Source organism: Limosilactobacillus agrestis (genome assembly GCF_014145585.1).
Taxonomy (GTDB): domain Bacteria; phylum Bacillota; class Bacilli; order Lactobacillales; family Lactobacillaceae; genus Limosilactobacillus; species Limosilactobacillus agrestis.
Map to the genome: position 1 here is coordinate 1 of NZ_JACIVF010000048.1, position 26,239 is coordinate 26,239.

The window sequence follows — 26,239 nt, forward strand, 5'->3', positions numbered from 1 at the left end:
CTTTTTTGTTAAAGTAGGGGTGAAGTTGACATGTCGTACTTTTGTATGACGCTTGACGTCGGATTTAAAACTGGCAACTTCACAAGTCTATTCTTAATCTGCTCTTAGTCTGTTGGCTCTTAAGTCGTGTATTGAAAATTAGATTTAATAGACTTTTTGTGATTCTACTTCATTTGGAGATGATAAAATGCGTACTGTATTTGGGATTGATGTTAGTAAACATATAATTAACTTGGCAATTGTAGTTAATAAAGTAAAAGTTGATGAGTGTAAACTAACACTTGATCGTCCTGGATTAGATAATTTATTAAAGCTCCTTAAGGTCTTCCATCAACCTGAAGTGGTTTTTGAGGCGACCGGTATTTATTCTCGTACTCTTCAACACTTTCTTGATTGTAATGAGTTTAATTATACGATGCTTAACCCTTTAACTGCTAAAAAGCAACTCGATAGTTTACGTCCCTATAAAACTGATCGAGCTGACGCTCTTAACCTAGCTCAAACTAGTTTCATTATTCACCGCTCTTTATCTTATAAGCAGGCCCCAGTATATGAACAGTTACACGATCTTAGCCGCTTTTACCAAGAAGTAAGTCGAGATGTTGTTAACCATAAAAATCGGCTACATCGTGCCTTACAACTTACTTTCCCTCAATTGGAGTCATTATTTAGTAATACTAATAACGAGCTATATTGGGCAATTGTGATGCGTTTTTCCTGTCCTTCACAGGTTCTTAAAACTTCGTTTACTGATTTACGTTCGCTTATCCAGGATAGCACTAATAAAGTTATATCAACTAACCGCGCCACCTGTATTACCAAAAAGCTAATATCACTTGCTAAAGAAGCTTATCCGGTTGTTAATGACAATTCCTATGTTTACGAACAAATTCAGTACTTAACTAAACGCATCGTTGAGGAAGTCCATGAAAAAGATAAGATCATTTCAGAAATGCAACACGAAGCAGAAAATTTACCTGAATATGATTTACTATTAAGTATTCCTGGCTTTGGTGTACGAACCGTTACTTCTTTAATCGGTGAATTAGGTGATATTCGCCGCTTTCACAGTAGTAATGCACTTAATGCCTATATTGGAATTGATCTTAGACATTATGAATCGGGCAACTTCGTTGCTACCGATCATATTAGTAAACGTGGTGACGCAGTCGCTCGTAAAATTCTATTTAGATCCATCCAAAATATTGCGGTCGCTAGTCACTTTCATCCTAATCATATTAACGACTTTTATCAGAAAAGGAAAAGGCAATCTTCTCAGCCAGGGACTAAGAAAATTGCCATTGCCGCGATACATCGCCTTCTCAGAACGATTTATCATCTTGTAAAATACAATCAATCTTATAATTATCAAATAGCCAAAGCATAATTTAGGATTGATTCTTACTATTATTCTACAACCCATGAAAAATAAATCTAGTTCATGAGTTTATTTTGTTATACCTTAAATTCCCTTTTTAAACTACCTTAACTATCTAAATAGTTTTTTCTTAAATTAATCTCAAAGAAACACCTTAATATACTTGACTATTCGTAGAAAATACAAAAAAAGCTGAAGAGATTTCGTTACCCCTCAGCTTTTCGTTTTACTATTCATCTTTTTTTGCTTCGTGCTTCTTCTCATCATCGCGCTTAACAGTTGGTGATGGTTGTTTTTCTACATATACTTCATGAACATAAGCTTCACCGGTTAATTCGGCTACTGGCTTAAAAGTATCTTTAAAGAGAACATCCATTTCCATTCCAGCTCGAGCCTTGTTGTAGTACAAAGCAAGAATTGCATATACCACTGGAAGGTAGCAGGCGATACCAACAATTACTAGGACAATTCCGATATAGGTAAGAACATAGGTTGCCGTGTAAACTCCATAAAATGCTAATCCACCAAAGATTAAGGTCCAGATAAACATTGGAAGAAATTCTAAAACAAACAGAATTGCAAAGTAGTTCCACTTTCGACCAGTCATGAACCGCCGACTAGCAGTTAACGCATAACGCATTGATTGACCAAGGAATTGTGGCTGTTTTTCACGGTAAAGGAAGTACGATTGGGAATATTCGATACTCTTCCATAATACAATAATATCATTAAGAATTCGAATTACCCATCCCGTATAAACAGCAGCTACTCCTGATAGGTGTGGTAAAAGCAATGCATTAACAATATTGAGTGGCAAGCTCCATAAGAAAGTGAATAGGCCAATATAAAGAATAATTCGCCATACTTGGTTCTTTCGTAAGTGCTTATAATGCATCCAGATCGAGCCAGCACTTACCGGTTGTTCTGGATGAGCCATCTTATCCTGGTATGTATATTGGGTTGCAACTGCAAAGAAAGTATAGAAGAAGGCTAACACCGCAATAATTGCAACAATTCCCACAATTTCTAACAATGAGAATAAGATTGCAACTGGGGAGGCCATTCCGTACATTACCATCATCATCGTCATACTCAATGAGGCAGCAATGTTTGAATTAAGGAGTGCTAAGATCGCTGCTAAAGCAATAAAAATAATTGATACTCCTGCAACCGGCCACATTGCCCTTAAATAGTTAGGCTTGACCAGTTTCTTCAATGAAGTGAAAAATTCCTTCATTGGGAGCGTACGTTGTTTTTCCATTTTCATTTAAATTCTCTCCACCTTATTAGATTCTGATGTTAATCATACCACAACTCACTATAAGCTCAATTTATTCACCAATATCTTCAATATTTTTTCAAAAAAAATACAAAAAAGAGGCGTTAAAAATTTAACTTTCCCGCCTCTCAAAATTTAATATAGTAAGTTTATTTTAGTACTTTTCCTTGCTTAATACGTTAAGCTTGTCATCGAAGTCGTAAACAACTGGTTGACCAGTAGCCATTTCAAGATTCATGATGTCCTCATCAGAAATGTTTTCGATGTACTTGCTCAATGCACGAAGAGAGTTACCGTGGGCAGCAATGATAACGTTCTTGTTGTCCAAAAGCTTGGGAGCAATTTCATCTTGCCATAATGGAATAACACGTTCCAAAGTAACCTTTAAGTTTTCCCCACCCGGAATAGCACGTGGGTCTAAGTTAGCGTAACGACGATCCTTTGCAGCAGAACCTTCATCGTCAGCACTTAGCAATGGAGGTAACACATCGTATGAACGACGCCAAATGTGAACTTGTTCGTCACCGTACTTTTCAGCAGCCTTTTGCTTGTTGTGGCCTTGAAGTGCACCATAGTGACGTTCGTTTAAACGCCAAGTCTTGTATTCAGGAATCCATAACTGGTCACATTCTTCAAGAGCATAGTGTAAAGTCTTGATAGCACGCTTCAAAACAGAAGTATATGCGTAGTCAAATTCAATGCCGTGTTCCTTAAGTGCCTTACCAGCATTCTTTGCTTGTTCAACACCCTTTTCACTTAAATCAACATCAACCCAACCAGTAAATTGGTTAGATAAGTTCCATTCACTTTGACCGTGACGAATTAATACTAATTTAGCCATGTTCAATTGACCTCTTTCTTCTTAAAATCGCTATAAACAGCATTACCATATTATTTTAATCCATTCACCCGCAAATGCCAATAGTGATGAAGAAATTATTGTAGTCCAGCTTTGGCATCAACACCATGCCGATAAAAACATTCAGGTTCATCAAGCTATCCTCCTGCGGGTAAAAAGAGAGCGGAAAATAATCTTCGCGATAAGGCGGTTAACTAAGCTAGTACAATGATTAATACGGGACGGCCTGATCATCGTTCGTACTGGGACAAGTTTTGTGGCAACGCGAAGCTAGTTCCATGTTATCTTGTTATTGTTCGTAAAAGCAGTTGAGGCTGAGTGAAAACAAACATTTTCTCTCAGCCTCTCCTCTTAAACTCAACTTAAATTAGTTCAATCCCAATCGCTTATAAATGTCATCAACATGGCGAAGATGCCAGTGGTAATCAAAAGCATCGTCAAGATCTTCTTTAGTCAATTGTTTTTGAATCGTTGGGTCCCCTTCCAATAACGGACGGAACGGAATCTGTTCTGCCCAACATTTAGCAGTATATGGTTGAATCAAATCATATGCTGCTTCACGAGTCATCCCACTGTTAACTAACTTTAAAAGAACCCGGCCACTGTAAATCAAGCCTAATGTCTTATCCATATTCTTCTTCATTGTTTCAGGGAATACATCAAGATTCTTTAAAATTCGCCCAAAACGCCGCAACATATAATCAAGTAATGAAGTTGCATCTGGTAAAATCATTCGTTCTGCACTGGAATGAGAAATATCTCGTTCATGCCAAAGTGAAACATCTTCATAAGCAGGAACCATAAAGCCACGAAGCATCCGCGCACAACCAGTAATATTTTCTGAGCCGATCGGGTTGCGCTTATGTGGCATAGCCGAAGATCCTTTTTGTCCCTTAGCAAAGTGTTCTTCGACCTCATGGATTTCTGTCCGTTGAAGTGAGCGAATTTCAGTGGCCATTTCTTCCATACTCGTTCCAATAAGTGCAATAGTGGCAATATATTCAGCATGCAAATCCCGTGGAAGAACCTGCGTGGAAATTTCTTGGGGACGTAAACCAAGCTTTTTGCAGATATATTCTTCTACAAATGGGTCAATTTCAGCAAAAGTACCCACTGCACCAGAAATTTTACCGGCCTCGACACCCTTAGCGGCATGTTCAAAACGTTCCTTATTACGTTTCATTTCTGAATACCAACGAGCAGCTTTCAAGCCAAAGGTAGTTGGTTCAGCATGAATACCATGTGTCCGTCCCATGCAAACTGTATACTTATACTTTTCAGCTAATTCTTTAAGAACATTCATGAAGTTATCAATATCTTGACGAAGAATATCGTTCGCCTTTTTTAAACGTAAGCCTTGTGCAGTATCAACTACATCTGTACTCGTCATCCCATAGTGAACCCACTTCCGTTCAGGTCCTAATGATTTCGAAACATCCCGAGTAAAAGCAATCACATCATGGTGAGTTACTGCTTCAATCTCTGCAATTCCCTCAACAGAAAACTTGGCATTCTTTTTAATCTTTTCCACATCTTCTGCTGGAATATGGCCAAGCTTACTCCAGGCTTCATCAGCTGCAATCTCAACCTCTAACCAACATTGGTATTGTGTTTCTAAGCTCCAAATCTTTTTCATCTCTGGACTAGTATAACGATCGATCATCTGTTAAAAATCCTCTCTATCTTTTTCTAAAAGTATTATCGCATAGGAGAACGGTTTACGTAAAGCCGAACTTTATTAGCTCCAGTTTCCTGTATTGTCAATTTCTGTCAAACACTTTCAACGTCATCAATTAAGATTGTAACGTGGCCTATTTTCCGGTTCAACAAATGTGTACACAGCCATGAACGATGCTGTTTTCACCTGTACATAACGGAAAGAACTTTTTCCACAAACAAATCTTCATTGTGTAAAGTAAGTTAGTTTCTAGGTGGAAGATAGATCTGATCTTAGGCATCTTCTGTCCAATTAGCCAGTTTCATTTACTACCATCACAACAGTAATATCCGTCATGACATCGCTTCCACAAATTTATTTTAAGGATCGTAACCCATTTTCCATAATTTAACATCAATTCGAGCCCTCTACTAAAAATAAATAGTTCAAATATAATCGATGAAAAGAAAAGGAGTTGGACTAGACTCGCTTACGAGTTTTCAGTCTCACTCCTAAAGGATGGTTAAACGTTCTATTCAGCATTTCCCTCCGATTTAGCAATTCCATCACGTAAAACTGCCATATCAACTGTACTTTCCCGAAATTCTTTATTATGAATTGGAAAATGTTGTTCAAGGTTATCAAAGATTTCACAACCCCCTGTTAATTCAGGGGCATTAAAGGCCAAGAGATGTCCAGCAAATTGCCGATCATCTCTTGACCGTCTAGTCCCTCAAACAAATAATCAATCTTTGCCCCGGGAATTCCAAAGACAAGATTAATTCCATGTTTCTTCAAACTATCAATAACAATATCTGCGCCATGTAGTTTCTTTTTCATTATCTATTCACCTCTCCCCAATTAAACTTATAAAATGATATTTATCCTTACTGTAGCCCTTATTTTAAAATTTCACAAGAAGGCACTTAGACGCACTTAGCAATCTATCAACATCTTCAACCCATTACCCTTAAAAAACTTGTAAAAAAACATCGATGTACATTGTTGCACAATCGATGTTTCGTGTTGGTTATTTAGAATAATCCGGTAATTTTACCATCATCGTCAATCGTCATGTTTACAGCAGCTGGTTCTTTAGGAAGACCTGGCATTGTCATCATATTACCAGCTAAGGCTACGACGAATCCGGCACCGATCTTTGGTACTAATTCCCGAATATGGAAGGTAAAGTCAGTCGGAGCACCTAATTGTTTTTGGTCATCTGTAAATGAATATTGAGTCTTAGCAATACATACTGGTAAATCATTCCATCCGTATTTGGCAAATCGCTTCAATTGGTTTTGGGCTTTACGGCTAAATGATACTTCTTTAGCGCCATAAATCTGCTTGGCAATCTTCTTTAACTTAGTTTGGAGATCATCAACTTGAACATCATAGATATGAGTAAATTCACTTGGGCTATCAGCAAGTTCGACTACTTTATTAGCCAAATCATGGGTACCTTTACCTCCCTTAGCCCAAGCATCAGTCAAAATTGCTTCAACATTTTGCTTAGCACAATCATCCTTAATCATTTGAATTTCTTTATCAGTATCACTGGCAAAATGATTGATTGCAACTACGATTGGCAATCCATATAATTGCATATTCTTAATGTGACGATTAAGGTTTGCCATTCCTTTTTTCAGTGCATCAAGATTTTCATTCTTCAAGTCCGCAAGCTTAGCGCCTCCATTGTACTCTAGCGCTCGGACAGTGGCTACAATGACAATTGCATCTGGATGTTTACCAAGAACCCGTTGCTTAATATCAAGGAACTTTTCCCCACCAAGGTCAGCCCCAAAGCCAGCCTCAGTTACAGTATAATCAGAAAGATTAAGGGCAGTTTGCGTCGCTAAAACACTATTACACCCATGCGCAATGTTGGCAAACGGGCCCCCATGAACAATTGTTGGAGTATGGTCTAATGTTTGGACAAGGTTGGGCTTTAATGCATCTTTTAAAATAATTGTAATTGCATCTTGAAAGTTAAGCTGACCAACTGTGACTGGTTCTTTATCGTATGTATATCCTACTACAATTCGACTAATTCGTTCTTTTAGGTCATGAAGACTAGTTGAAAGGCATAGAATTGCCATCAACTCGGAAGCAGCTGTGATGTCAAAACCTGTTTCACGTGGAACACCATCCATTGGACCCCCAAGACCAGTAACTACATTCCGGAGAGCTCGATCGTTAACATCTTCTACCCGTTTCCAAATAATTCGTTGCGGATCAAGGTTCATTGCATTATCGCGCATAATGTAGTTATCAATCAAAGCGGCCAAAGTATTATTAGCACTTGTAAGGGCATGCAAGTCACCAGTAAAATTCAGGTTAATATCTTCCATTGGAACAACTTGACTATATCCGCCACCAGTTGCACCACCTTTTATTCCAAAGACAGGGCCCATTGATGGTTCACGCATCGCAATTGTTGTTTGATAATTTAACTGATTTAATGCATCCCCTAGTCCAATCAATACAGTCGACTTACCCTCACCAGCAGGAGTTGGATTAATGGACGTAACTAAAATTAGCTTATGCTTTTTATCAGGCAAAGGTTTTATATTTAAATCAATTTTAGCCTTATACTTACCATATTGTTCGATTTCATCTTCTGAAAGGCCGAGTTTTTCGGCAATTTCTGTAATTGGTTCCAGTGTCGCTTGGTCTGCAATCTCAATATCTGTCATGAATATCAGCTTCCCTTCTTTAGACCTATCTTAATTTTATTATACACTAGCCCAAGACTTTTTCAGCTATTTCGCAATGCAAGTTCGATTTTCGTTAACCTTATTTAGCATATCAGTAAAAATGTTCGGAAAAAGCGAAAGAAAAATTTCTACTATGGAACTCTATCTTTCACTTATTTCTTTTTTATTCGTTTTGCCCCATGAATTGGTTTTACACCTAATATATCTAGTAAGAAGGTAAAGATTGGTACCCCGACAATTAAACCCCATGTTCCAAAAATATGTTCACCAATCAGTAATACAATAAACGTATAAAAAATTGGGAGATCCGTCCGGCTAGACATAAACTTAGGATTTAAGACATATGCCTCCAGAGTATGAATGATAATAATCATGATAATAATATAAACCACATCGCGAATTCCACCGACTGAGTACCCAACCATAGCCAATGGAATTGTCGAAATAATTACCCCAGCAACTGGAACCAAACTAAAGATAAATACAATTAACGATAAGGCAAAAATCTGTGGCATCCGCATAAATAATAGTCCAATCGTGGTAATTACCGTGTTGCAAATAGCAATAAAAAATTGGGCCTCTAATACTACCCCAAAAGTGTTTACGAACTTTTTGCCAAAATAATCAATATCCTGAAAAAACCAACCAAAATCACTATCTAAAAAGTTATGAGAAAAGTCATTCATTTGTTTCAACTCCAGAGTATAAAAGAAACTCAAGATTAACGACATTACAAATGAAACTGTAATTGCACCAATACTGGTTAAAGTACTGACTGCAATCGTTATTCCATGCCGAACTTGACTCATGATGGTTGCGGTACTTACATAGTGACTAACATAACGATAGATCATCGTCGCCTGGTGAGTACTATAGAAATGAACTACTGAATTAACCATTTTAACAACTTGCCGGGACAAAACTGGTAAATAGCGGGTCACCCCTAAGTACAGAAGAACAATTAACAATACATAAGTAACGATTACGATTAAACTTGTCGACATTCGTGGTAACCACCGTTGGACTAGCCTTACCCAACTAACAACAAGATAAGTAAGAATAAACGTAAATAACATTAAATTCATCATTGATCTCATTAACCAGAGCACAATAATAATTAATAATAAGACCGTGAAACGCCGTAATTTTACATTTTTAATAAAATACTTCCAGGCATTCGTCATTCAATCATCTCCCTAGTTTCCCTACTAATTAGCATAGTAGCAAGCTTTTATTTTTTCGGCAATTGGTTTGTTATTTTCTTATAAAATATTTTTTATGAATTGTCTTGAAACACTTTTATTTTAAGGGTGCTATAATAGTATTTATTATTGCAGAAAGAAGGATGCATTTCATGTTAGAAAAGACGTTCTATAAGTCACTATTAAAGCACTCATTTAACATTCCAGTTAAAATCGTATTTTGGGATGGATCAAGTGTTATCTACGGTGACGGAACTCCTGAGGTAACTATCACTTTTAATGAAAAAATTCCAATGCGTGATATTACTAAGAACGCCTCAATTGCACTTGGGGAAGCCTACATGGATAATAAGATTGAAATCCAGGGTAGCATTCAAGAATTGATCAAATCAGCATATGAGAGCGCTGATAGTTTTATGCGGAGTTCTAAATTCCGTAAATTTTTGCCCAAACAAGGCCACTCAGAAAAAGAAAGCGAAAATGATGTTCAAAGTCATTATGATGTAGGAAATGACTTCTACAAGTTATGGCTTGATGATACTCTAACATACTCATGTGCTTACTTTACTGATGGCAACCATGATGATCTTACAAAAGCACAAGTTGATAAGGTTCATCACATCTTAAAGAAACTTGATCCAAAGCCTGGTAAAACATTACTTGATATTGGATGTGGCTGGGGAACATTAATGCTAACTGCTGCTAAAGAATACGGCTTAAAAGTTACTGGAGTTACTTTAAGTGAAGAACAATATCGACTTGTTAAGGACCGGATTGAAAAAGAAGGTTTACAAAATGTTGCCGAAGTCAAGCTAGTTGATTATCGTGAACTCGGAGACCAAAAGTGGGATTACATTACATCTGTTGGTATGTTTGAACACGTTGGAAAAGAAAACTTGGGTCTTTACTTTAAAGACATCCAAGGTTATCTTGCCGATGATGGTGTTGCCTTAATTCATGGTATTACTCGTCAACAAGGCGGTGCCTATAATGGATGGATTAACAAGTACATTTTCCCAGGTGGTTATATCCCTGGCCTTGAAGAAATAATCGGTCACATTGAAGAAAACCATATGCAAATTGCTGATATCGAAATGCTTCGCCGTCACTATCAACGCACCCTCGAAATTTGGGATATGAACTTTAATGAACATCGTGCTCAAATCCTTGATATGATGGGTGAACGATTTACACGGATGTGGGATCTATACCTTCAAGCATGTGCTGCATCATTTGAATCTGGAAATATTGACGTTATTCAATACCTAATTACTAAGGGCCCATCAGGCAAAGACTTGCCAATGACTCGGGATTACATGACAAAATAGATAAAGCAAAAATGAGGCTGACCTTTCAGGCTCATTTTTTATTTGCTAATTTTTGGTACTTCAAGGATCCAATCTATTCTTTCAGTTAAAATTTAGCTAACCCAAGCGAAATTATTCGTCATACTATTAACCGTCTAATTAATGTATTCCCTTTCATTTTTGATTACGTTAAAATATAGACATAATTACCTATGAAGGGATGTTTTTAATCATGGACGGTGCAATTTTTTCATTTAATAATATCTTTGTTAATACAAATAAGTTGGCCTTTACTGCATGGCAACGTTTTGCAATGTATGAATTTGGAATGGGATTACCTGGGAAATTAGCCTCCCAATTTGATAACCATACCCCTGCGCAAGAACTCTCCCTAGTCTTAGCCCATTTTAATGCTAATCCTGACCCAAGCGAAAAATCCTCAATGATTACAGAATGGCAAAAATTTCTTAATGAAGAAGCAGATAACCTAAGTGAAAAAGATCAGCTTCCAGGGATTAAGCGTCTTCTCCTAAATCTCTATGATCACTACGTTAAAATTGCCGTTCTAGATGCCAATGGGGACGTGCAAAATGTCCTTAAACAAATTGGGCTTGATAATTATGTCGATAGGATCGTTAAGACTAACGATAAAGAAAAACCATACCTAACTGCTGTTAATCAATTAGGTCTTATCGGGGCCAATTGTATTGGAGTTGGAACGACAGCTCATGATATTGAAAATATTCACCATATAAATGCAATTGCAATTGGCGTTGGTGATGCTACAACATTAGCAAATGCAGACTATCAAGTAGTACAAGTTGGTGACTTACGCTATCCAATGCTTCAAAAGATTTGGGAAGATAAAACACAAAAATAAAGAGAGAAGTGGAAAATAACCTTCTCGACAAGGCGGTGGGCTAATCTAGCATTAATACGGCACGGGCTGATCAACATTCGTACTTAGTCTCGGGTGGCGTGAGGCTAGTTGCTATTATTCGTGAAAGTAGTTGAGGCTGAGAGAAAACAAAAGTTTTCTCTCAGCCTCACTGTTTAAAGCTTAATTTAATTATAACAAAACTACTCTTATAACGCTAAACTCAGCAGCCAAACAGCAACTAATCCAGCAACTACTGAAATCGACATTGACCGTGTAAAGTATGCAATCACAATAACAATTACTGCTGCAATAATTCGTTCAGGATAACCGAATAATGTAAAATGATAAGATCCAGTTAAGAAAATCCCCTTTACAACTAAGGTCGCAAATAGACTAACTGGGACATATTTCATCCATTCATTAAACCATTCTGGGATTTTTCGCGTTGAGAAGAATAATACTGGTAGATAACGGGGAATAAATGCCGCTAAAGCTGCCAAGATAATCACTATAATATGGTAAACGATTTTATTACTTAATAGTTGTTCCATGTCTAGCCCTCATCCGAATGTTGGTCATCATGTTTTTCCTCATGATGTTCAACAACATCTTCAATCTTAGTTTCCAGTTTTTTAACTTCCTTAACTTCTTTTTGTTGAACTTGCTTATCCTCGATCGTTGTCTTTGTGATCTTCGGCCTAAACATTTTTGTCAAGAACCAATTCGAGTTTGGATGCTTACTATGGCGGCGAACTGTATTTTCAATCAAGAATCCAACAAAAGAAGCAATTAATGTTGCAATAATAATCCCAAGTGTACTTTTAGTCAACGCCTGGAAGTATACTCCAAGAACGGCCGCCAAAAGGCCAATAACTAGAGTCAAATGATTTTGAATCTGTACTACAATCATATATAAGAACAGGGCAGTTAATGCAAAGTCAACAACTTCAAGATCAATTGAAATTGCTCCACCAATTAAGCCTCCAACCATATTTGAAATGGACCATGCCGCAAGTGAATAATACTCCACTAACAAAGCATCATCGGGGTCCCATTTCTTATCTGTTGCAAATTTCATATAGTTAACAGCATAGTTCTCATCGTTCATTGATGCAGAAAAGATAAAGATGAAACGTGCTGACTTATCCTTAATATATTTAGATAAACTTGAGCCTAACAATGCATATCGTAATTCCAAGAAGAACAATGAAATAAAGATAGTTCCTAATGGAGCATTACTTGCTAATAATGATGCCAGAATAAATTGAGCCCCACCAGAGAACACCAATAACGACACCAATAAAATCATTATAAAGTTTAAACCTGCTGCGTGTAGTAAGATTCCACAGGCCAATCCAATTGGAATATAACTAAGACACAATGGCATCGAGACACCAAGCACCTCAAGCCAGCGTGTTCTTTCTGGATTTATTTGTGCTTTAGCCACAGAATTTCCTCCAATAATTTGTATCTTTTATAACATCAAGTAACACAATGCTCTTTTAGTCTACCACATATAAAATTAGTTGAATATAATTGAAAAAGAAAAAAGTCTAAAATCAAATAATTTTAGACTTTTTTCTTATTTTTGGTTATTTTCTTGTTTCAAGGGCAACTTAACAATAAATACTGTTTCATCTTCATTTGAGGTAACATTGACGCTCCCATGATGAAGGTCAACAATACTTTTAACAATCGCTAAACCTAATCCCGTTCCTCCAGTAGCTCGTGAACGGGAAGTTTCTGCGCGATAGAAACGCTCAAACAGGTGGTCTAGTGATTTTTTAGGAATTGGTGTTCCATCATTAGCAACTTTTACAACCACCATATCTTTTTTTTGGCGTGCGTCAATCCGAATATAACTTGCACCATTCCCATATTTAAAAGCATTTGAGACTAAATTATTAAAAACCCGCCCAAGTTTCTCAGGATCCGCTTCAATCATTAATGGATTAGGAATAACCGAGGACGTAATTTCAATTCCACGATGCTGGGCTTCCAGCTCAAAACTCGCCGTCAACTGTTCAATCAATTGGTTAAGGTCGATTTTCATAATATTTACTGGGGCCCCATGTTGCTGAACCTTTGTATATTCAAACAAATCATCTACTAGAGTCTTCATTTGCTTAGCCTTCTCATAAGCAGTATGGGTATATTTTAGAATATCTTCCTCACTACGATACTGCTTATCTTCAATCAATCCCAAGTAGCCAATAATACTAGTTAATGGTGTCCGTAAATCATGGCTAACATTAGTAATCAGCTCATCCTTTGATTTTTCAATCTTTCGTTCATCATCCATCGAACGAACCGCGCTATCAACTAATGCATTTACACTAGTAATAACGTGTTGTTGATTACCTTTTAATCGAAAGGGAATTCGGTGGTCTAAATGTCCCTGCGCAATATAGTGTAACTCTGCAATAATATGATCCATTTGATAAAGGTGGTATCGACGACGTAATCGCCACCATACCACCCATATATCTATAATTACTAAAAAGATAATTAAGATTCGCTGATAACTCCAAATTTGTGCTTGGAGAGGGCCGACCTTCAACGATTGCTTAATCATAAAAATCCCATTGGTTACTCCTGGATTTGACTGAATGGCATCTTGAATGATTACGATAATAGCCATATTCAGCAATAGTAATAGAATAACCGTTGCTATCCCTTCTAAAATAAGCGAACTTTTCTCACGCCCCGTTAACTTCACCATTTTTCCTCCACATCATTAAGGTTAACTTTTAGTGATCTTCAACCTTATAACCAACACCCCAAACTGTTTGAATAACCTTTTCACCATTGGTTGCTTCTTCAATTTTATCCCGTAAATGACTCACATGAACCATGACTGTTTTAGCTGATACAACACTTTCTTGTTGCCATACTCGCTCAAAAATATCATCTGCTGAAAAAACACGGTTAGGGTGACTAGCAAGTAAGTATAAGATACCAAATTCAAGGGCCGTTAATTGAATTACATCCCCCTTAATTGTCTTAACTTCATGAGAATCCTTATTAATCAATAACGGACCAACATTAAGAATATCTGGTTGATCATTCGTCACTTCTCCTTGACTCCGACGAAGCAATGATTTAACCCGTGCCATTACTTCTAGCGGATTAAATGGCTTAGTAACATAATCATCAGCACCAGTAATTAAGCCTTGGATCTTATCCATATCTGCTGTCTTAGCCGAAAGTACTAAAATTGGAATATCAGAATCTTTCCGCACCCGCTTAATTACATCCATTCCATCGATTTCAGGCATCATTAAATCAAGAATAATCAAACCGATATCAGGATTAGTATTTAGCTTTGTTAATGCTTCTTTTCCGTCGTAAGCAGAAATTGGTTCATATCCTTCATTTCGGATGTAAATTTCAAGTAATTGAACAATTTCTTTATCATCATCAACAACTAGAATTTTCATAAGAGGTACTCCTTTTTACAGCATAATATTCTACTAAATATTATAACTAACTATGAGAAAAAAGCGATTATTCTAAGATAGCCTTAACAAAAAGTTTACCCTCCATTATTTCTCGGGAAATAAAAACTGCTGTGACTATTTCTTCATGAATAAAGTCATAGCAGTTTCTTATTGAATTAATTATTTATAGTTAGGTGCACTACGAGTAATTTGGACATCATGAGGGTGGGACTCGATAAGTCCTGCATTGGTAATTTGAACAAATTGAGCCTTTTCGATCAGTGTTGGAATATCACCAGCGCCAACATAACCCATTCCTGAACGGAGACCACCATCAATTTGGAAAACAATATCAGAAACATCGCCCTTGTATTCTACACGAGCCTCAATACCTTCCGGAACAAGCTTATTAGCTTCATTTACCCCACCTTGGAAGTAACGGTCAGAGGAACCGTGGGCTTGAGCCATTGCGCCAACCGAACCCATTCCACGGTAAGCCTTGTACTTCTTACCATTGTCCTCAAAAACTTCACCAGGTGCTTCTGTAGTACCAGAAAGCATACTACCAAGCATTACTGCATTACCACCAGCAGCAAGAGCTTTTACAACGTCCCCAGAGTACTTAATACCTCCATCGGCAATAATTGGCTTGTTATATTCGCGAGCAACACTAGCAGCGTCATAGATAGCAGTAATTTGTGGAACACCAACTCCAGCAACCACCCGGGTAGTACAGATTGAACCAGGGCCGATACCAACTTTTACGACGTCAACACCTGCATCAAATAACGCGCGGGTAGCTTCACCAGTAGCAACATTACCAGCAATTAAGGTTGTGTCTGGGAAATGTTCACGAATTTCTGCGATCTTACGTAGAACACCTGCTGAATGTCCATGAGCCGTATCAATAACGATTGCATCTGCTCCCGCCTTCAAAAGGGCCTCCGCACGTTCAAATGTATCACTAGTAACCCCAACTGCTGCAGCAACTAACAAACGATTATCATCATCAACAGCAGCCTTAGTTGCGCCTGCAGGTACGACAACACTCTTTACATTAGCTACTTCTCCTGCCTGGGCTTGGATTGACATGTTTTTGTGAACAACTCCTAAGCCACCTTGTAAGGCCATCGCAATCGCCATTGGTCCTTCAGTAACAGTATCCATTCCGGCACTAATCAACGGAATATGAAGCCTCAAATTATCAGCTAACTGTGTACTCAAATCAACTTCATTTGGTAATACATGACTTTCAGCTGGAATAAGTAATACATCATCGAAGGTTAAGCCCTTCTTGGCAAATTTCGTATCCCAATTTGACATCTGTAGTGCAACTCCTTTGATTTTTAATTAGGTATACTCTACTAGGATTTCGTACTGAGGTCAATCTAAATATTTAAATTAATTCAAAAAATTAACTAAGCTATCCGCACTCTCTTGATCGATAACTAATGTATTAGCATAACCAGCTGTCAAAACTCCATGCACTGCTGGTACTTTGGCAACATTTGCCGCTACCAAAATACTATGTTTTTTCTTTCGTAACTCTGGGAGCGCAATGCCAATTGTTCGTTGATTGATATCTTCATTTACGATTTGACCCTTATTATCAATAAAACGGGAAAAAACATCCCCCACCGCTTCACGTTGCAACGTTAATTGTTCTTGCTTAGTAAAGTAACCTAATTTAAATAATAATGCTGAATCACGAACCGTCCCCACTGTGAAAACGGCAATATTAGATTTCTCCCCTAAATTCATAATATGCTTAATATGAGTATCGTTAGCAACTAATTCACGCGTCTTTGCATGATCAAAGATAACCGGTAACGGTAAATACTGTGGAACGGTATTAAAGGCATTCGCAAAGGTATTAACAGTTTCAAACGCATAATTTCGCGTATTAGTATTTGCCATGCTACCTTTCATTTGAACAACAGTGATACCAGTGACATCTTTAGGCTTCAAATGTAACCCTACTTGATAAACTGTTTTTCCCCAGCCTAACCCAATAATATCTTTATCTTCCACAACTTGTTCGATATATTTAGCACCCGCTGCGCCAACTTCTTCAAGCGGATCATCCGTGCCTGGAACAATAATAATTTTATGCAACGATGGATATTTAGCGAGCAAGTCCACCTCCAACTGATGAAGCGGTGCAATTGGATTATGAATTTTAATGGTTACTAATCCTCGTTCGCGCCCAAACTGTAACAATCGTGAGACTGTTGCCCGGGAAATATTTAGTTCAGTTGCAATATCACTTTGATTCCATCCATCACGATAATATAAGGTTGCTACTTTTAATGCTAATTCAATTTTGTCCTTATCATCCATTTAACCTCCCCCTTTCTCCACAATTTAAAAGAGAGTGGAAAATAACCTTCTTGATAAGGCGGTTGACTAAGCTAACTTCACGTTATCTTTCTACTGTTCGTGAAAGCAGTTGAGACTGAGAGGAAACAAAAGTTTCCTCTCAGTCTCTTTCACGATTTACAATACGGTCTTATTATAAAATGTATTCTCTAATCTATGCAAGAAATTACTTTTCTGCAATCGCTGTTTCAAGCGAAATATTAATCATATCATTAAATGTTCGTTCACGTTCTTCTGCTGTTGCTTTCTCGTCTCCAAAGATTAAATCACTAACTGTCAAAACTGAAAGTGCTCGGAAATGAAGCTTAGCCGCTAACAAGTAAAGTCCAGCCGATTCCATTTCTGTTCCTAAAATTCCATAGTCCCGAAGCTTTTCCATATCAAGCTCATCATTGTAGAAACGATCGGCAGCAAAGATATCCCCAACTTTTGTTTCAATACCTAATTTACCAGCTACATGATAGGCAGTATCTAACAACTTGAAGTCAGCTAATGGTGCGTAATGGAATCCTGGTCCAAATGTATTTACCGTTACCGCTGAATCGGTTGAAGACCCTTGGGCAAGAAGAACATCGCGAACATGAACATCTGGCGCAATTCCTCCACAAGAGCCAACCCGGATAATGGTTTTAACACCAAATTCACGTACTAACTCATTAATATAAATTGACATCGAAGGAATTCCCATCCCAGATCCTTGTACTGAAATACGGTGACCCTTATATTCACCAGTATAACCAAAGGCATTCCGGACTGAATTTACTTGTTTAACATTTTCCAGGAAGTTTTCTGCAATATATTTTGCACGTAGCGGATCCCCTGGAAGTAATACAGTGTCTGCGTAGTCACCCATTTTTGCATTAATATGTGTACTCATTGAAATATTCCTCCTGTCTCTTTATTCAATAATTTCATGAATTAGCGTCGGTACTTTACCATCATCGCTGATTTTAATACTTTCTCTTAACAACTGTTGTATATCTGGAATTTCGTGGCGGTTACTATAGATTGTTAAAATTGGTTCGCCATCTTTAACGTAATCACCCAGCTTATGGTGTAATTCGATTCCTACACCATAATCAAGGGCATCATCTGCCTTTTGACGGCCTCCACCTAATAACATGCTGGCAGTTCCAACTTCATCCGCTGAAAGCTTTGTCAATACTCCATCCCGATCAGCTTTGAATGGAATCTTATATTTAGCTTGCGGCATTAAGTGATAGTTATCAACAACAGCTGGATCTCCACCTTGTGCTTTTATCATTGCTGCAAACCGTTCAAGGGCTGATCCATCCTGAATAGTTTGCTCTAACATCTTTCGTGCTTCAGTAGTATTTTGTGCTTTTTCACCCATTACAACCATATAACTACCAAGCGTCAAAACTAATTCAGTAAGATCTTTTGGTCCCTTTCCTTTTAAGACATCAATTGATTCTTCAATTTCAAGGGAATTACCAATTTTATTTCCAAGTGGCTGGTTCATATCTGAGATTACTGCCATGCACTTTAGACCTGCTTGTTTACCAATCTCAACTAACGCTTTAGCCAGTAGCCTTGATTGATCAAGTGTCTTCATAAAGGCCCCGGTACCAGTTTTAACATCAATTACAAGCGCATCTGTTCCAGAAGCAATCTTCTTACTCATAATTGAACTAGCAATTAAAGGAATTGAGTCAACAGTGTCAGTAACATCACGTAATCCATAAATCTTTTTATCTGCTGGCGCAACCTCACCAGTCGCACCCACAATTGCTAATTTTTCTTTAGCAACTTGATTAATGACTTCATCTTCAGAAAGTTCTACCCGAAATCCCGGAATCGCTTCCAACTTGTCAAGCGTGCCTCCTGTATGACCAAGACCACGACCTGAAATCATCGGAACCGGAATTCCTGTAGCGGCGACCATTGCTGCAAGTGGCAAACTCACTTTATCACCAACACCACCCGTTGAATGTTTATCAACCTTAATTCCAGGAATTCGGCTCAAGTCTAATCGTTCGCCAGACTCCATCATCTTCATTGTTAGGCTCGTCTGTTCTTCTTTGGTCATATCCTGGAAATAGATTGCCATGAGGAGAGCACTAATTTGATAGTCAGGAATCGTTCCATTAACGACGCCATCAACAAAGAATTGTAATTGCTCATTGCTTAGAACTCCGCCATTTCTCTTGGTGTCAATGATATCAACCATTCGCATCGTATTTCGCCCCTTTCCTTAATTGATCTTAATCGTTACTAATTTCCTTGTAGAAGCTGGTACCTTTTACTGGTTCAACGTTAAAGTTCTCTAAGATAGTTGCACCAAGGTCTGAGAATGTCTTCCGCAACCCAAGAGATTGGTTCGGCCTGTTCATTGAAGGCGAATAAACCAACAATGGAACATTCTCACGAGTATGATCAGTTCCCTTAAATCCAGGGTCATTACCGTGATCAGCAGTTATCATCAAAAGATCATCAGGCTTCATTTCATCAAGAACTTTGCCTAGACGCTTATCAAAGTCCATTAATGCTTGACCAAAGCCCTTGGGATTACGACGGTGACCATACATTGCATCAAAATCAACTAAGTTAGTAAAGCAGAAACCGGTAAAGTCTTGCTTCATCACTTCATCAACATGGTCCATTCCATCCATGTTGCTTTCATTATGGTACCCTCTATCAATTCCTTGCCCAGAGAAGATATCATTGATTTTTCCGACACCAATTACATCGTAACCAGCCGCACGGAGGCGATCCATATCAGTCTCACCAATTGGCTTTAAACTAAAATCATGACGATTAGCAGTCCGTATAAAGTGATCTTTATCAGGGCCAACATAGGGACGAGCAATAATCCGCCCAACCGTATATTCTGGGCCATTGACAAGTGTCCGTGCATATTCACAAATCTTGTAGAGTTCCTCCACTGGAATAATATCTTCGTGAGCAGCAATTTGCATTACGGAATCACCAGACGTGTAGAGAATTAATTCTCCGGTCTTCATTTGACGTTCACCATAATCATGAATTACTTCCGTCCCTGAGTATGGCTTGTTAACAATCACCTTTCGTCCTGAGAACTTTTCAAGTTTGTCGACAATTTCTTGTGGGAACCCATTAGGGAAAGTTGATAACGGCTTCATCACAGGCAAACCCATCATTTCCCAGTGACCATCCATACTATCCTTGCCGGCAGAAATCTCTTCCATCTTACCGTAATCACCAATTGCTGGGTCAGCAACTGGAACCCCTTCGATCGGCGTATCACGTAAATTACTAATTCCTAATTTACCAAGGTTTGGTAAATTTAAGGCACCTTTGTAATATTCACCAACGTGGCCAAGCGTATCCGAGCCAACATCATCAAACTTTGCGGCGTCATGAGCGGCACCTGTACCAACTGAGTCCATTACAATAACAAAAACACGTTTATATGACATTTTCTGACTCCTCCTATTTCTGTAAATTAAGATTAGTAATTAAATTTTATTCTTATTGTTTTGCAGCTTCTTCCAAAATTTGAACAGAAGCAGAAACTCCAAGACGGTTAGCACCAGCTTCAATCATGTCATAAGCTTCTTGAAGACTGTGGATTCCACCAGCAGCCTTGATCTTAAAGTCTGGACCAACTGCTTCACGCATAATCTTAACGTCTTCTACCTTAGCTCCCGAAGTTGAGAATCCAGTTGAGGTCTTAACAAAATCAGCACCACCTTTTACAGTAAGCTTACTTGCACGGGCCTTTTCTTCATCCGTGAGAAGGGCATTTTCAATGATAACTTTGAGGAGTTTCCCCTTTTCATGAGTAGCATCTGCAACTGCTTTAATATCAGCAACGACAGCATCATCATTTCCAGCTTTTAATTCACCGATGTTAATAACCATATCAACTTCATCGGCGCCATCTTCAATTGCTTGTTTAGTTTCAAAAACTTTGCTTTCAGTTGATGTAGCACCGAGAGGAAAACCAATAACAGTACAAGTATTAATGTCGGTACCAGCTAACCCTTCATGAACACGCTTAACCCAGTAAGGATTAATGCAAACAGACGCAGTGTTGTATTTACGTGCTTCTGCAATTGTCTTATCAATCATTTCTGGAGTGGCCTCAGGTTTAAGCATTGTGTGATCCATGTATTTTGCTAATTGCGCTTGTGTTAACTTCATAATAAAATGATCTCCTCTCAATATTGAATGCGCTTTCATAACTTTGCATTTATATCTTAACAGGCCGTTGAACATTTGTCCATAAAATTAAAGAAATTTATTTCAATGGAGATCAAAAAAAGATGAGGTTGCTAAAGAACAATCATTTCTTCACAACCTCACCTATTTAGTTTTATTGACGCCGTGGCGTACGGTTACCATAAAGTGAACCTGTAACATGGAATTTAGACCGGAAGTACATATCTCCAATGAAAGTAATAACTCCGATGCCAATGTAAACCCATGGATTAAGCCGTGGATTGATTACATTTGGCAACATACTTACAAGCATGTAAATAATCAACCATGCTGCTAAGCCGGCAACAATTAAAAGAATCCGTTGCCATAACGGCTTCTTACTTACCCGCTTACCATTCTTATCAATTTGCGGTTGAACTTGGGTAGCCACATAACCAAAAATCAATCCTCCAGTGATCGCCACGATTAAAATTGCGGTAATACCACTGCTTCCAGCATTCTTTGTTTGCATTGCAGCTGGTGATAACCAGAACATTAAACCAAACATAAAAGTAAAGATACTTAAGAAAATCAGCATATTATCAATTGCTAACAACTTAATTGATTGCTTACTTGCTTCAGCAGGAGTTGGCTTAGGATTCTTCAATTCTTTAGCATATTCGGTTGGAGTACCAAATAATGCCCGCGCAGTTTGGCCCTTCTTTTGCCCTGCTAGCAATTTATCAATAGTTTCCTTTAGCATTGGGTCTTTCTTATCTGAAGGAACACCGAGACGATCCAACTGTTTATTTAATTGATACATAAAATCTTCATTTTTTCGTGTTAGATCATAGTTGCTAAAAGCATTTCCATTTGCTTGCCGACGCTCTTTTTCTAATTGTTTTTGACGTTGGCCGGCTTGTGCATTCCGTGGTTGTTCTTCACTCACTATAAAACTACTCCTCTCTTATTCTGCAGAGGTTTAAACGTTGAACCGGAATTCAACAATATCCCCATCTTGCATTACGTAATCTTTTCCTTCAAGACGGAGCTTCCCAGCTTCCTTTACCGCTGATTCAGAGCCTAGTTCATCAAGATCTTCAAAGCTCATTACTTCTGCCCGAATAAAACCACGTTCAAAATCAGAGTGAATAATTCCCGCTGCTTGTGGAGCCTTTGTACCCTTCTTGTAAGTCCAAGCTCGTGTTTCTGGACCACCAGCAGTAAAGAAGGTTTCAAGGCCCAAGAGCTTGTACGCTGCCCGAATCAACCGGTTCAATCCCGGTTCAGTAACACCTTCCATTTCAAGGAAATCAGCCTTATCTGCTTCATCCATTTCGGCAATTTGCTCTTCAGCAGCTGCTGCAACACCAATAACTTCTCCGTCATCTTTTACATGCTCTTTAATCGCATCCATGTATTTGTTGCTATCAGGATCGGCCATATCTTCTTCGGCAATATTAGCAACATACAAGACCGGTTTACTTGTTAATAAGAAAAGGCCTTTGACAATTTTTTGTTCATCATCACTAAAGTCAATTGAGCGAACACTCTTGCCATCTTCAAGAACCGGCTTAATCTTATTGAGTACTTCTAATTCGGCTAATGCATCTTTATCACGACCCTTAGCAGCCCGCTGAACCTTTGCCAACCGCTTATTAACAGCATCTAAGTCCGCCATCACTAACTCCAAATTGATAGTGTCAATATCCTCGATTGGATCTACTTTACCAGAAACACTAGTAATATCATTATCATCAAAGGCCCGCACCACATGGACAATTGCGTCAGTTTGCCGAATATTTTCCAAGAACTTATTTCCTAGTCCTTCACCCTTGCTAGCACCTTTAACAATTCCGGCAATATCGGTAAATTCAAAGGTAGTTGGGACGATTTTCTTCGCTGGAATTAACTCTTGAATCCGATCAAGTCGACTGTCTGGGACTTCAACCATCCCCACATTAGGATCAATTGTTGCGAATGGGTAGTTTGCCATTTCGGCACCAGCTTTAGTAATTGCGTTAAAAAGTGTTGACTTACCAACGTTTGGTAAACCAACGATTCCTGCAGTTAATGACATAAATTGTTCACTTTCCTTTTCAATTAATCATTTATTATTTTAATCTACAATTAGTTATTTGTGATCATCAATCATCAAAAATATTAATCAGCTTGATCGGCTTTTTCGAGAACCTTTTTTAATCCCTTATCAAACTTCTGACGGGTCATCATGACAATATGACCACAGCCTTGACATTCAATTTTAATATCTGCACCCACCCGCGTAATCTTCCAACGGTTAGTTCCACATGGATGAGCCTTTTTCATCATTACAATGTCACCTTTATCATATGCGGTCATGAGTTATTCCTCCTTAATCTAAGGTAATATTTAATAATTCAAGGATTCGGGTAAAGTCTTCATTTGATGTATAAGGTATTTCAATCTTTCCTACGCCTTTTTTCCGACTTTGGGCAACAGCAACTTTCGTACCAAATTTACTCTGTAGCTGTGATTCAGCCTCCCGAATGTAAACTGGTTTGCGTTGCGTTCGCCGTTCCTCTTTCTTTTTTGCAGTCCCATTGGTTTTCGTTACAATCTCTTCTAATTGTCGTACTGTCAGGTTTTGTTCAACAGCACGCTGGGCAAGCGAAACAAGTTTTGTTTTATCTTTCAATCCGAGAATTGTCCGGGCCTGCCCCATGGATAGTTTACCGGTATTAAGAAATTCTTTGATTACTTTAGGTAAACCTAGCAATCGCAAATAATTAGCGATATAAGGTCGACTCTTACCCAATCTACTTGCAACCTGCGCTTGAGTTAATGACAATTTATTCATTAGCATCTGGTAGGCTTGAGCTTCTTCAAGCGGTGTTAGATCTTCCCGCTGAAGATTTTCGAGAACTGTAATTTCCATCATCTGGTCATCGCTTAGATTACGTACAATTGCTGGAATAGTTTTCTGTTTAGCGATCTTAGAGGCCCTAAACCGTCGTTCCCCAGCAATCAATTCATAACGATTAATCTTAGGATCCGTCTGCCGAAGAATAATTGGCTGAAATACCCCCGATTTCTCAATCGATGAGGCTAACTCTGCCAATGCCTCTTTATCAAACGTTCGCCGTGGTTGATAGGGATTAGGATGGATTAACGATAACCTGATATCTTGAATGGTTTCATCTGCGGGCTCAGTTACATCATTTTCTGCAAAGAGGGCCTCAATCCCCCGACCAAGCCCACCTTTTTTATTCTTTGCCATGGTTAGCCAACACTTCCTTTGCTAATTGTTGGTAGACGCGCGCACCTGTTGAATTTTTATCATAATCAATAATTGCTAAGCCGTGACTTGGAGCCTCTGACAAACGCACATTACGTGGAATGATCGTATCATAAACCTGGTCACCAAAGAACTTTTTGACCTCAGAATTCACCTGTTGTCCAAGGTTTGTGCGCCGGTCAAACATTGTCAGAAGAACACCTTCAATCTTAAGTTGAGGATTAAAATGTTTACGAACAAGCTTGATTGTATTTAAAAGCTGACTTAATCCTTCCAATGCGTAATATTCACTTTGAACAGGAATCAAGATTGAATCACAGGCAGTAAACGCATTAATTGTCAGTAATCCAAGAGAGGGTGGGCAATCGATTAAAATGAAATCATAATTTTTACGAATTTCGCCAAACGTATCTTTAAGCCGGGTTTCCCGCGCCATTAAATTAGTTAATTCTACTTCAGCACCAGATAAGGCAATTGTTGTTGGAGCAATATCAACTCCCTCGTGGCTTGTCTTTTGAATGACATCCGCTAATGGTACTTCATTAATTAAAACATCATAAATGCTTTGCTTAATATTCTGTTTCTCAACACCTAAACCACTAGTAGCATTTCCTTGTGGGTCAAGATCAATTAATAAGACACGCTGACCTTTCTCAGCTAAACATGCACCCAAATTAACACTCGTTGTTGTCTTACCAACACCGCCTTTTTGGTTTGCAAGGGCAATTACAGAACCCATTTTTTGGCCTCCCTACTGTTTCTTCGGAATTTCAATTGTTAATTGATAAGTATCGCCGTTTTCTTCCTCATGCAATTTAATCTCAAAGCCTTCATTTGTCGCCAGCTTAACTGACTTCTTAATCGTATTTAATGCCAGCCGTGCATCATTAGCCTTCTGGATCTTTTTGCTGCGAGACTTCTTAGTTGCCTTTTTTTTAGGAGTTCGTTTCTTTTCAGCCGGTTTTTCTACTGGCCCTTCTTCTCCACCTACTATTTCTTCAGTATGATCTTCAATAGATGCTAATTCTTTGCGCTTCGCAGCAGCCTTTAATTCTGCAATCTCTGACGGCAAAGGACGCCCTAGTAAGCGAGCAACTTCATCTTCAGTCTGTCGAACTGTTAACCGTTCATTAACAATCCGCATTAACATATCCCGTTGTTGCTTTTCGTCTAAATCTAACAATGCCCGACCGTGACGTTCGCTAATCCGGTGATCCAAGATAGCCGTTTGAACGGGGGTAATTAGGCGAAGCAACCGTAATTTATTAGCAACAAAGGACTGGCTCTTCCCCATGCCTTTTGCCAATTGCGATTGGGTAAGATGATTTAAGTCCATTAATTGCCGGTAGGCCTGAGCTTCTTCTACTGAACTCAATTGGGACCGTTGCAGATTTTCAATAAGGGCAAGCGAAGCAGTCTCTTGATCACTCATCTTTTCAATTATTGCTGGTGCCTTTTCCCACTTCAAGAGCTTCATTGCGCGGTATCGACGTTCTCCAGCAATAATCTCATATTTTGCTGGTTCATATTCACGTAAAACAATTGGTTGTAACAACCCATGCTCATCAATTGTTTGTGCTAATTCACGGATACCATCTTGATCAAAAACCTTCCGTGGCTGATAACGATTAGGAATAATTTGATCAAGTTTTACTTCTACGACCTTATTTTTTGTATCATCAGAATTATTTTTTCTGCCAAATAATGAAAAAGCCATACTT

General features: G+C 38.4%; 25 protein-coding genes and 1 pseudogene. 3 read left to right on the plus strand and 23 right to left on the minus strand.

Going from position 1 to position 26,239, the window contains the following annotated elements; translation table 11 throughout:
* Positions 1-187 precede the first annotated feature (187 nt).
* The gene (locus H5R88_RS03645) at positions 188-1,387 is read left to right on the plus strand and encodes an IS110 family RNA-guided transposase (RefSeq protein ID WP_182578375.1); all 1,200 of its coding nucleotides are present in this window, start codon (positions 188-190) and stop codon (positions 1,385-1,387) included.
* Positions 1,388-1,607: 220 nt separating this feature from the next.
* Here H5R88_RS03645 and H5R88_RS03650 read toward each other — a convergent pair whose 3' ends face one another.
* From H5R88_RS03650 to H5R88_RS03680, 7 genes and pseudogenes are all read right to left on the minus strand, one after another.
* The gene (locus tag H5R88_RS03650; RefSeq protein ID WP_182600263.1) at positions 1,608-2,645 is read right to left on the minus strand and encodes an MFS transporter; all 1,038 of its coding nucleotides are present in this window, start codon (positions 2,643-2,645) and stop codon (positions 1,608-1,610) included.
* A 166-nt stretch (positions 2,646-2,811) separates the two neighbouring features.
* Positions 2,812-3,498 carry a 2,3-diphosphoglycerate-dependent phosphoglycerate mutase gene (locus H5R88_RS03655; protein WP_003665449.1) on the minus strand — a complete coding sequence of 229 codons (687 nt, stop codon included), beginning with the start codon at positions 3,496-3,498 and terminating at the stop codon, positions 2,812-2,814.
* Between the two features lie 385 nt (positions 3,499-3,883).
* Entirely contained in the window at positions 3,884-5,179 is a 1,296-nt protein-coding gene (gene purB / locus H5R88_RS03660) for an adenylosuccinate lyase (protein ID WP_182600264.1), read from the minus strand.
* Between the two features lie 526 nt (positions 5,180-5,705).
* Entirely contained in the window at positions 5,706-5,861 is a 156-nt protein-coding gene (locus H5R88_RS03665; protein ID WP_231794989.1) for a hypothetical protein, read from the minus strand.
* Positions 5,862-5,887: 26 nt separating this feature from the next.
* Positions 5,888-6,013: pseudogene (locus H5R88_RS03670) on the minus strand (thiamine pyrophosphate-binding protein); the annotation flags it as partial.
* A gap of 194 nt (positions 6,014-6,207) precedes the next feature.
* Positions 6,208-7,869 carry a formate--tetrahydrofolate ligase gene (locus H5R88_RS03675; protein WP_182579158.1) on the minus strand — a complete coding sequence of 554 codons (1,662 nt, stop codon included), beginning with the start codon at positions 7,867-7,869 and terminating at the stop codon, positions 6,208-6,210.
* 173 nt (positions 7,870-8,042) lie between these two features.
* The gene (locus tag H5R88_RS03680) at positions 8,043-9,074 is read right to left on the minus strand and encodes an AI-2E family transporter (protein ID WP_182600265.1); all 1,032 of its coding nucleotides are present in this window, start codon (positions 9,072-9,074) and stop codon (positions 8,043-8,045) included.
* Between the two features lie 170 nt (positions 9,075-9,244).
* Between H5R88_RS03680 and H5R88_RS03685 the strand changes: the two genes are divergently transcribed.
* Positions 9,245-10,420, plus strand: coding sequence for an SAM-dependent methyltransferase (locus tag H5R88_RS03685; protein ID WP_182579160.1), 1,176 nt, complete (start codon positions 9,245-9,247; stop codon positions 10,418-10,420).
* 211 nt (positions 10,421-10,631) lie between these two features.
* Positions 10,632-11,279, plus strand: coding sequence for an HAD hydrolase-like protein (locus H5R88_RS03690; RefSeq protein WP_182579161.1), 648 nt, complete (start codon positions 10,632-10,634; stop codon positions 11,277-11,279).
* A 206-nt stretch (positions 11,280-11,485) separates the two neighbouring features.
* On the opposite strand, the gene H5R88_RS03695 is transcribed toward H5R88_RS03690, so the two are convergent.
* From H5R88_RS03695 to H5R88_RS03770, 16 genes are all read right to left on the minus strand, one after another.
* Positions 11,486-11,830 (minus strand): branched-chain amino acid transport AzlD family protein, encoded by a 345-nt coding sequence (locus tag H5R88_RS03695; protein WP_182579162.1) that lies wholly within the window; start codon positions 11,828-11,830, stop codon positions 11,486-11,488.
* Positions 11,831-11,832: 2 nt separating this feature from the next.
* Positions 11,833-12,726 (minus strand): AzlC family ABC transporter permease, encoded by an 894-nt coding sequence (locus H5R88_RS03700; RefSeq protein WP_182579163.1) that lies wholly within the window; start codon positions 12,724-12,726, stop codon positions 11,833-11,835.
* A gap of 135 nt (positions 12,727-12,861) precedes the next feature.
* The gene (locus H5R88_RS03705; protein WP_182579202.1) at positions 12,862-13,998 is read right to left on the minus strand and encodes a sensor histidine kinase; all 1,137 of its coding nucleotides are present in this window, start codon (positions 13,996-13,998) and stop codon (positions 12,862-12,864) included.
* Positions 13,999-14,029: 31 nt separating this feature from the next.
* Positions 14,030-14,719, minus strand: coding sequence for a response regulator transcription factor CroR (gene croR, locus H5R88_RS03710; protein ID WP_003665397.1), 690 nt, complete (start codon positions 14,717-14,719; stop codon positions 14,030-14,032).
* A gap of 180 nt (positions 14,720-14,899) precedes the next feature.
* A complete protein-coding gene (guaB, locus tag H5R88_RS03715) occupies positions 14,900-16,042 on the minus strand; it encodes an IMP dehydrogenase (RefSeq protein WP_182600266.1) in 1,143 nt (380 codons plus the stop codon).
* A gap of 78 nt (positions 16,043-16,120) precedes the next feature.
* Entirely contained in the window at positions 16,121-17,059 is a 939-nt protein-coding gene (deoR, locus tag H5R88_RS03720; RefSeq protein ID WP_182600267.1) for a DNA-binding transcriptional repressor DeoR, read from the minus strand.
* Positions 17,060-17,264: 205 nt separating this feature from the next.
* Positions 17,265-17,975 carry a purine-nucleoside phosphorylase gene (gene deoD, locus H5R88_RS03725; RefSeq protein WP_182579166.1) on the minus strand — a complete coding sequence of 237 codons (711 nt, stop codon included), beginning with the start codon at positions 17,973-17,975 and terminating at the stop codon, positions 17,265-17,267.
* 21 nt (positions 17,976-17,996) lie between these two features.
* Positions 17,997-19,295: a pyrimidine-nucleoside phosphorylase gene (locus H5R88_RS03730; protein ID WP_182600268.1), complete on the minus strand. Its 1,299-nt coding sequence runs from the start codon at positions 19,293-19,295 to the stop codon at positions 17,997-17,999.
* Positions 19,296-19,323: 28 nt separating this feature from the next.
* Positions 19,324-20,517, minus strand: coding sequence for a phosphopentomutase (locus H5R88_RS03735; RefSeq protein WP_182600269.1), 1,194 nt, complete (start codon positions 20,515-20,517; stop codon positions 19,324-19,326).
* 52 nt (positions 20,518-20,569) lie between these two features.
* On the minus strand, positions 20,570-21,244 hold the full coding sequence (gene deoC, locus H5R88_RS03740; RefSeq protein ID WP_182579169.1) for a deoxyribose-phosphate aldolase: 675 nt from the start codon (positions 21,242-21,244) through the stop codon (positions 20,570-20,572).
* A gap of 172 nt (positions 21,245-21,416) precedes the next feature.
* Positions 21,417-22,190, minus strand: a complete 774-nt coding sequence (locus tag H5R88_RS03745) for a DUF1129 domain-containing protein (protein ID WP_182600270.1) — start codon at positions 22,188-22,190, stop codon at positions 21,417-21,419.
* Positions 22,191-22,223: 33 nt separating this feature from the next.
* Complete coding sequence (gene ychF / locus H5R88_RS03750; protein WP_003669674.1) at positions 22,224-23,321, minus strand: redox-regulated ATPase YchF; 1,098 nt, start codon at positions 23,319-23,321, stop codon at positions 22,224-22,226.
* Between the two features lie 83 nt (positions 23,322-23,404).
* Positions 23,405-23,602 carry a DUF951 domain-containing protein gene (locus H5R88_RS03755; RefSeq protein WP_182579172.1) on the minus strand — a complete coding sequence of 66 codons (198 nt, stop codon included), beginning with the start codon at positions 23,600-23,602 and terminating at the stop codon, positions 23,405-23,407.
* 13 nt (positions 23,603-23,615) lie between these two features.
* Positions 23,616-24,500 carry a ParB/RepB/Spo0J family partition protein gene (locus H5R88_RS03760; RefSeq protein ID WP_182579173.1) on the minus strand — a complete coding sequence of 295 codons (885 nt, stop codon included), beginning with the start codon at positions 24,498-24,500 and terminating at the stop codon, positions 23,616-23,618.
* The gene (locus H5R88_RS03765; protein ID WP_182600271.1) at positions 24,487-25,257 is read right to left on the minus strand and encodes a ParA family protein; all 771 of its coding nucleotides are present in this window, start codon (positions 25,255-25,257) and stop codon (positions 24,487-24,489) included. Before H5R88_RS03765 ends, H5R88_RS03760 begins: the two co-directional genes overlap by 14 nt.
* 12 nt (positions 25,258-25,269) lie before the next feature.
* Positions 25,270-26,235 carry a nucleoid occlusion protein gene (locus tag H5R88_RS03770; protein ID WP_182600272.1) on the minus strand — a complete coding sequence of 322 codons (966 nt, stop codon included), beginning with the start codon at positions 26,233-26,235 and terminating at the stop codon, positions 25,270-25,272.
* Positions 26,236-26,239: the final 4 nt, after the last annotated feature.

What these genes read in the sequence shown, in the direction of transcription:
- H5R88_RS03645 (WP_182578375.1), top strand. Translation starts at nt 188, where the DNA reads ATGCGTACTGTATTTGGGATTGATGTTAGTAAACATATAATTAACTTG.
- H5R88_RS03650 (WP_182600263.1), bottom strand. Translation starts at nt 2,645, where the DNA reads ATGAAAATGGAAAAACAACGTACGCTCCCAATGAAGGAATTTTTCACT.
- H5R88_RS03655 (WP_003665449.1), bottom strand. Translation starts at nt 3,498, where the DNA reads ATGGCTAAATTAGTATTAATTCGTCACGGTCAAAGTGAATGGAACTTA.
- purB (WP_182600264.1), bottom strand. Translation starts at nt 5,179, where the DNA reads ATGATCGATCGTTATACTAGTCCAGAGATGAAAAAGATTTGGAGCTTA.
- H5R88_RS03675 (WP_182579158.1), bottom strand. Translation starts at nt 7,869, where the DNA reads ATGACAGATATTGAGATTGCAGACCAAGCGACACTGGAACCAATTACA.
- H5R88_RS03680 (WP_182600265.1), bottom strand. Translation starts at nt 9,074, where the DNA reads ATGACGAATGCCTGGAAGTATTTTATTAAAAATGTAAAATTACGGCGT.
- H5R88_RS03685 (WP_182579160.1), top strand. Translation starts at nt 9,245, where the DNA reads ATGTTAGAAAAGACGTTCTATAAGTCACTATTAAAGCACTCATTTAAC.
- H5R88_RS03690 (WP_182579161.1), top strand. Translation starts at nt 10,632, where the DNA reads ATGGACGGTGCAATTTTTTCATTTAATAATATCTTTGTTAATACAAAT.
- H5R88_RS03695 (WP_182579162.1), bottom strand. Translation starts at nt 11,830, where the DNA reads ATGGAACAACTATTAAGTAATAAAATCGTTTACCATATTATAGTGATT.
- croR (WP_003665397.1), bottom strand. Translation starts at nt 14,719, where the DNA reads ATGAAAATTCTAGTTGTTGATGATGATAAAGAAATTGTTCAATTACTT.
- guaB (WP_182600266.1), bottom strand. Translation starts at nt 16,042, where the DNA reads ATGTCAAATTGGGATACGAAATTTGCCAAGAAGGGCTTAACCTTCGAT.
- deoR (WP_182600267.1), bottom strand. Translation starts at nt 17,059, where the DNA reads ATGGATGATAAGGACAAAATTGAATTAGCATTAAAAGTAGCAACCTTA.
- deoD (WP_182579166.1), bottom strand. Translation starts at nt 17,975, where the DNA reads ATGAGTACACATATTAATGCAAAAATGGGTGACTACGCAGACACTGTA.
- H5R88_RS03730 (WP_182600268.1), bottom strand. Translation starts at nt 19,295, where the DNA reads ATGCGAATGGTTGATATCATTGACACCAAGAGAAATGGCGGAGTTCTA.
- H5R88_RS03735 (WP_182600269.1), bottom strand. Translation starts at nt 20,517, where the DNA reads ATGTCATATAAACGTGTTTTTGTTATTGTAATGGACTCAGTTGGTACA.
- deoC (WP_182579169.1), bottom strand. Translation starts at nt 21,244, where the DNA reads ATGAAGTTAACACAAGCGCAATTAGCAAAATACATGGATCACACAATG.
- ychF (WP_003669674.1), bottom strand. Translation starts at nt 23,321, where the DNA reads ATGTCATTAACTGCAGGAATCGTTGGTTTACCAAACGTTGGTAAGTCA.
- H5R88_RS03755 (WP_182579172.1), bottom strand. Translation starts at nt 23,602, where the DNA reads ATGACCGCATATGATAAAGGTGACATTGTAATGATGAAAAAGGCTCAT.
- H5R88_RS03760 (WP_182579173.1), bottom strand. Translation starts at nt 24,500, where the DNA reads ATGGCAAAGAATAAAAAAGGTGGGCTTGGTCGGGGGATTGAGGCCCTC.
- H5R88_RS03765 (WP_182600271.1), bottom strand. Translation starts at nt 25,257, where the DNA reads ATGGGTTCTGTAATTGCCCTTGCAAACCAAAAAGGCGGTGTTGGTAAG.
- H5R88_RS03770 (WP_182600272.1), bottom strand. Translation starts at nt 26,235, where the DNA reads ATGGCTTTTTCATTATTTGGCAGAAAAAATAATTCTGATGATACAAAA.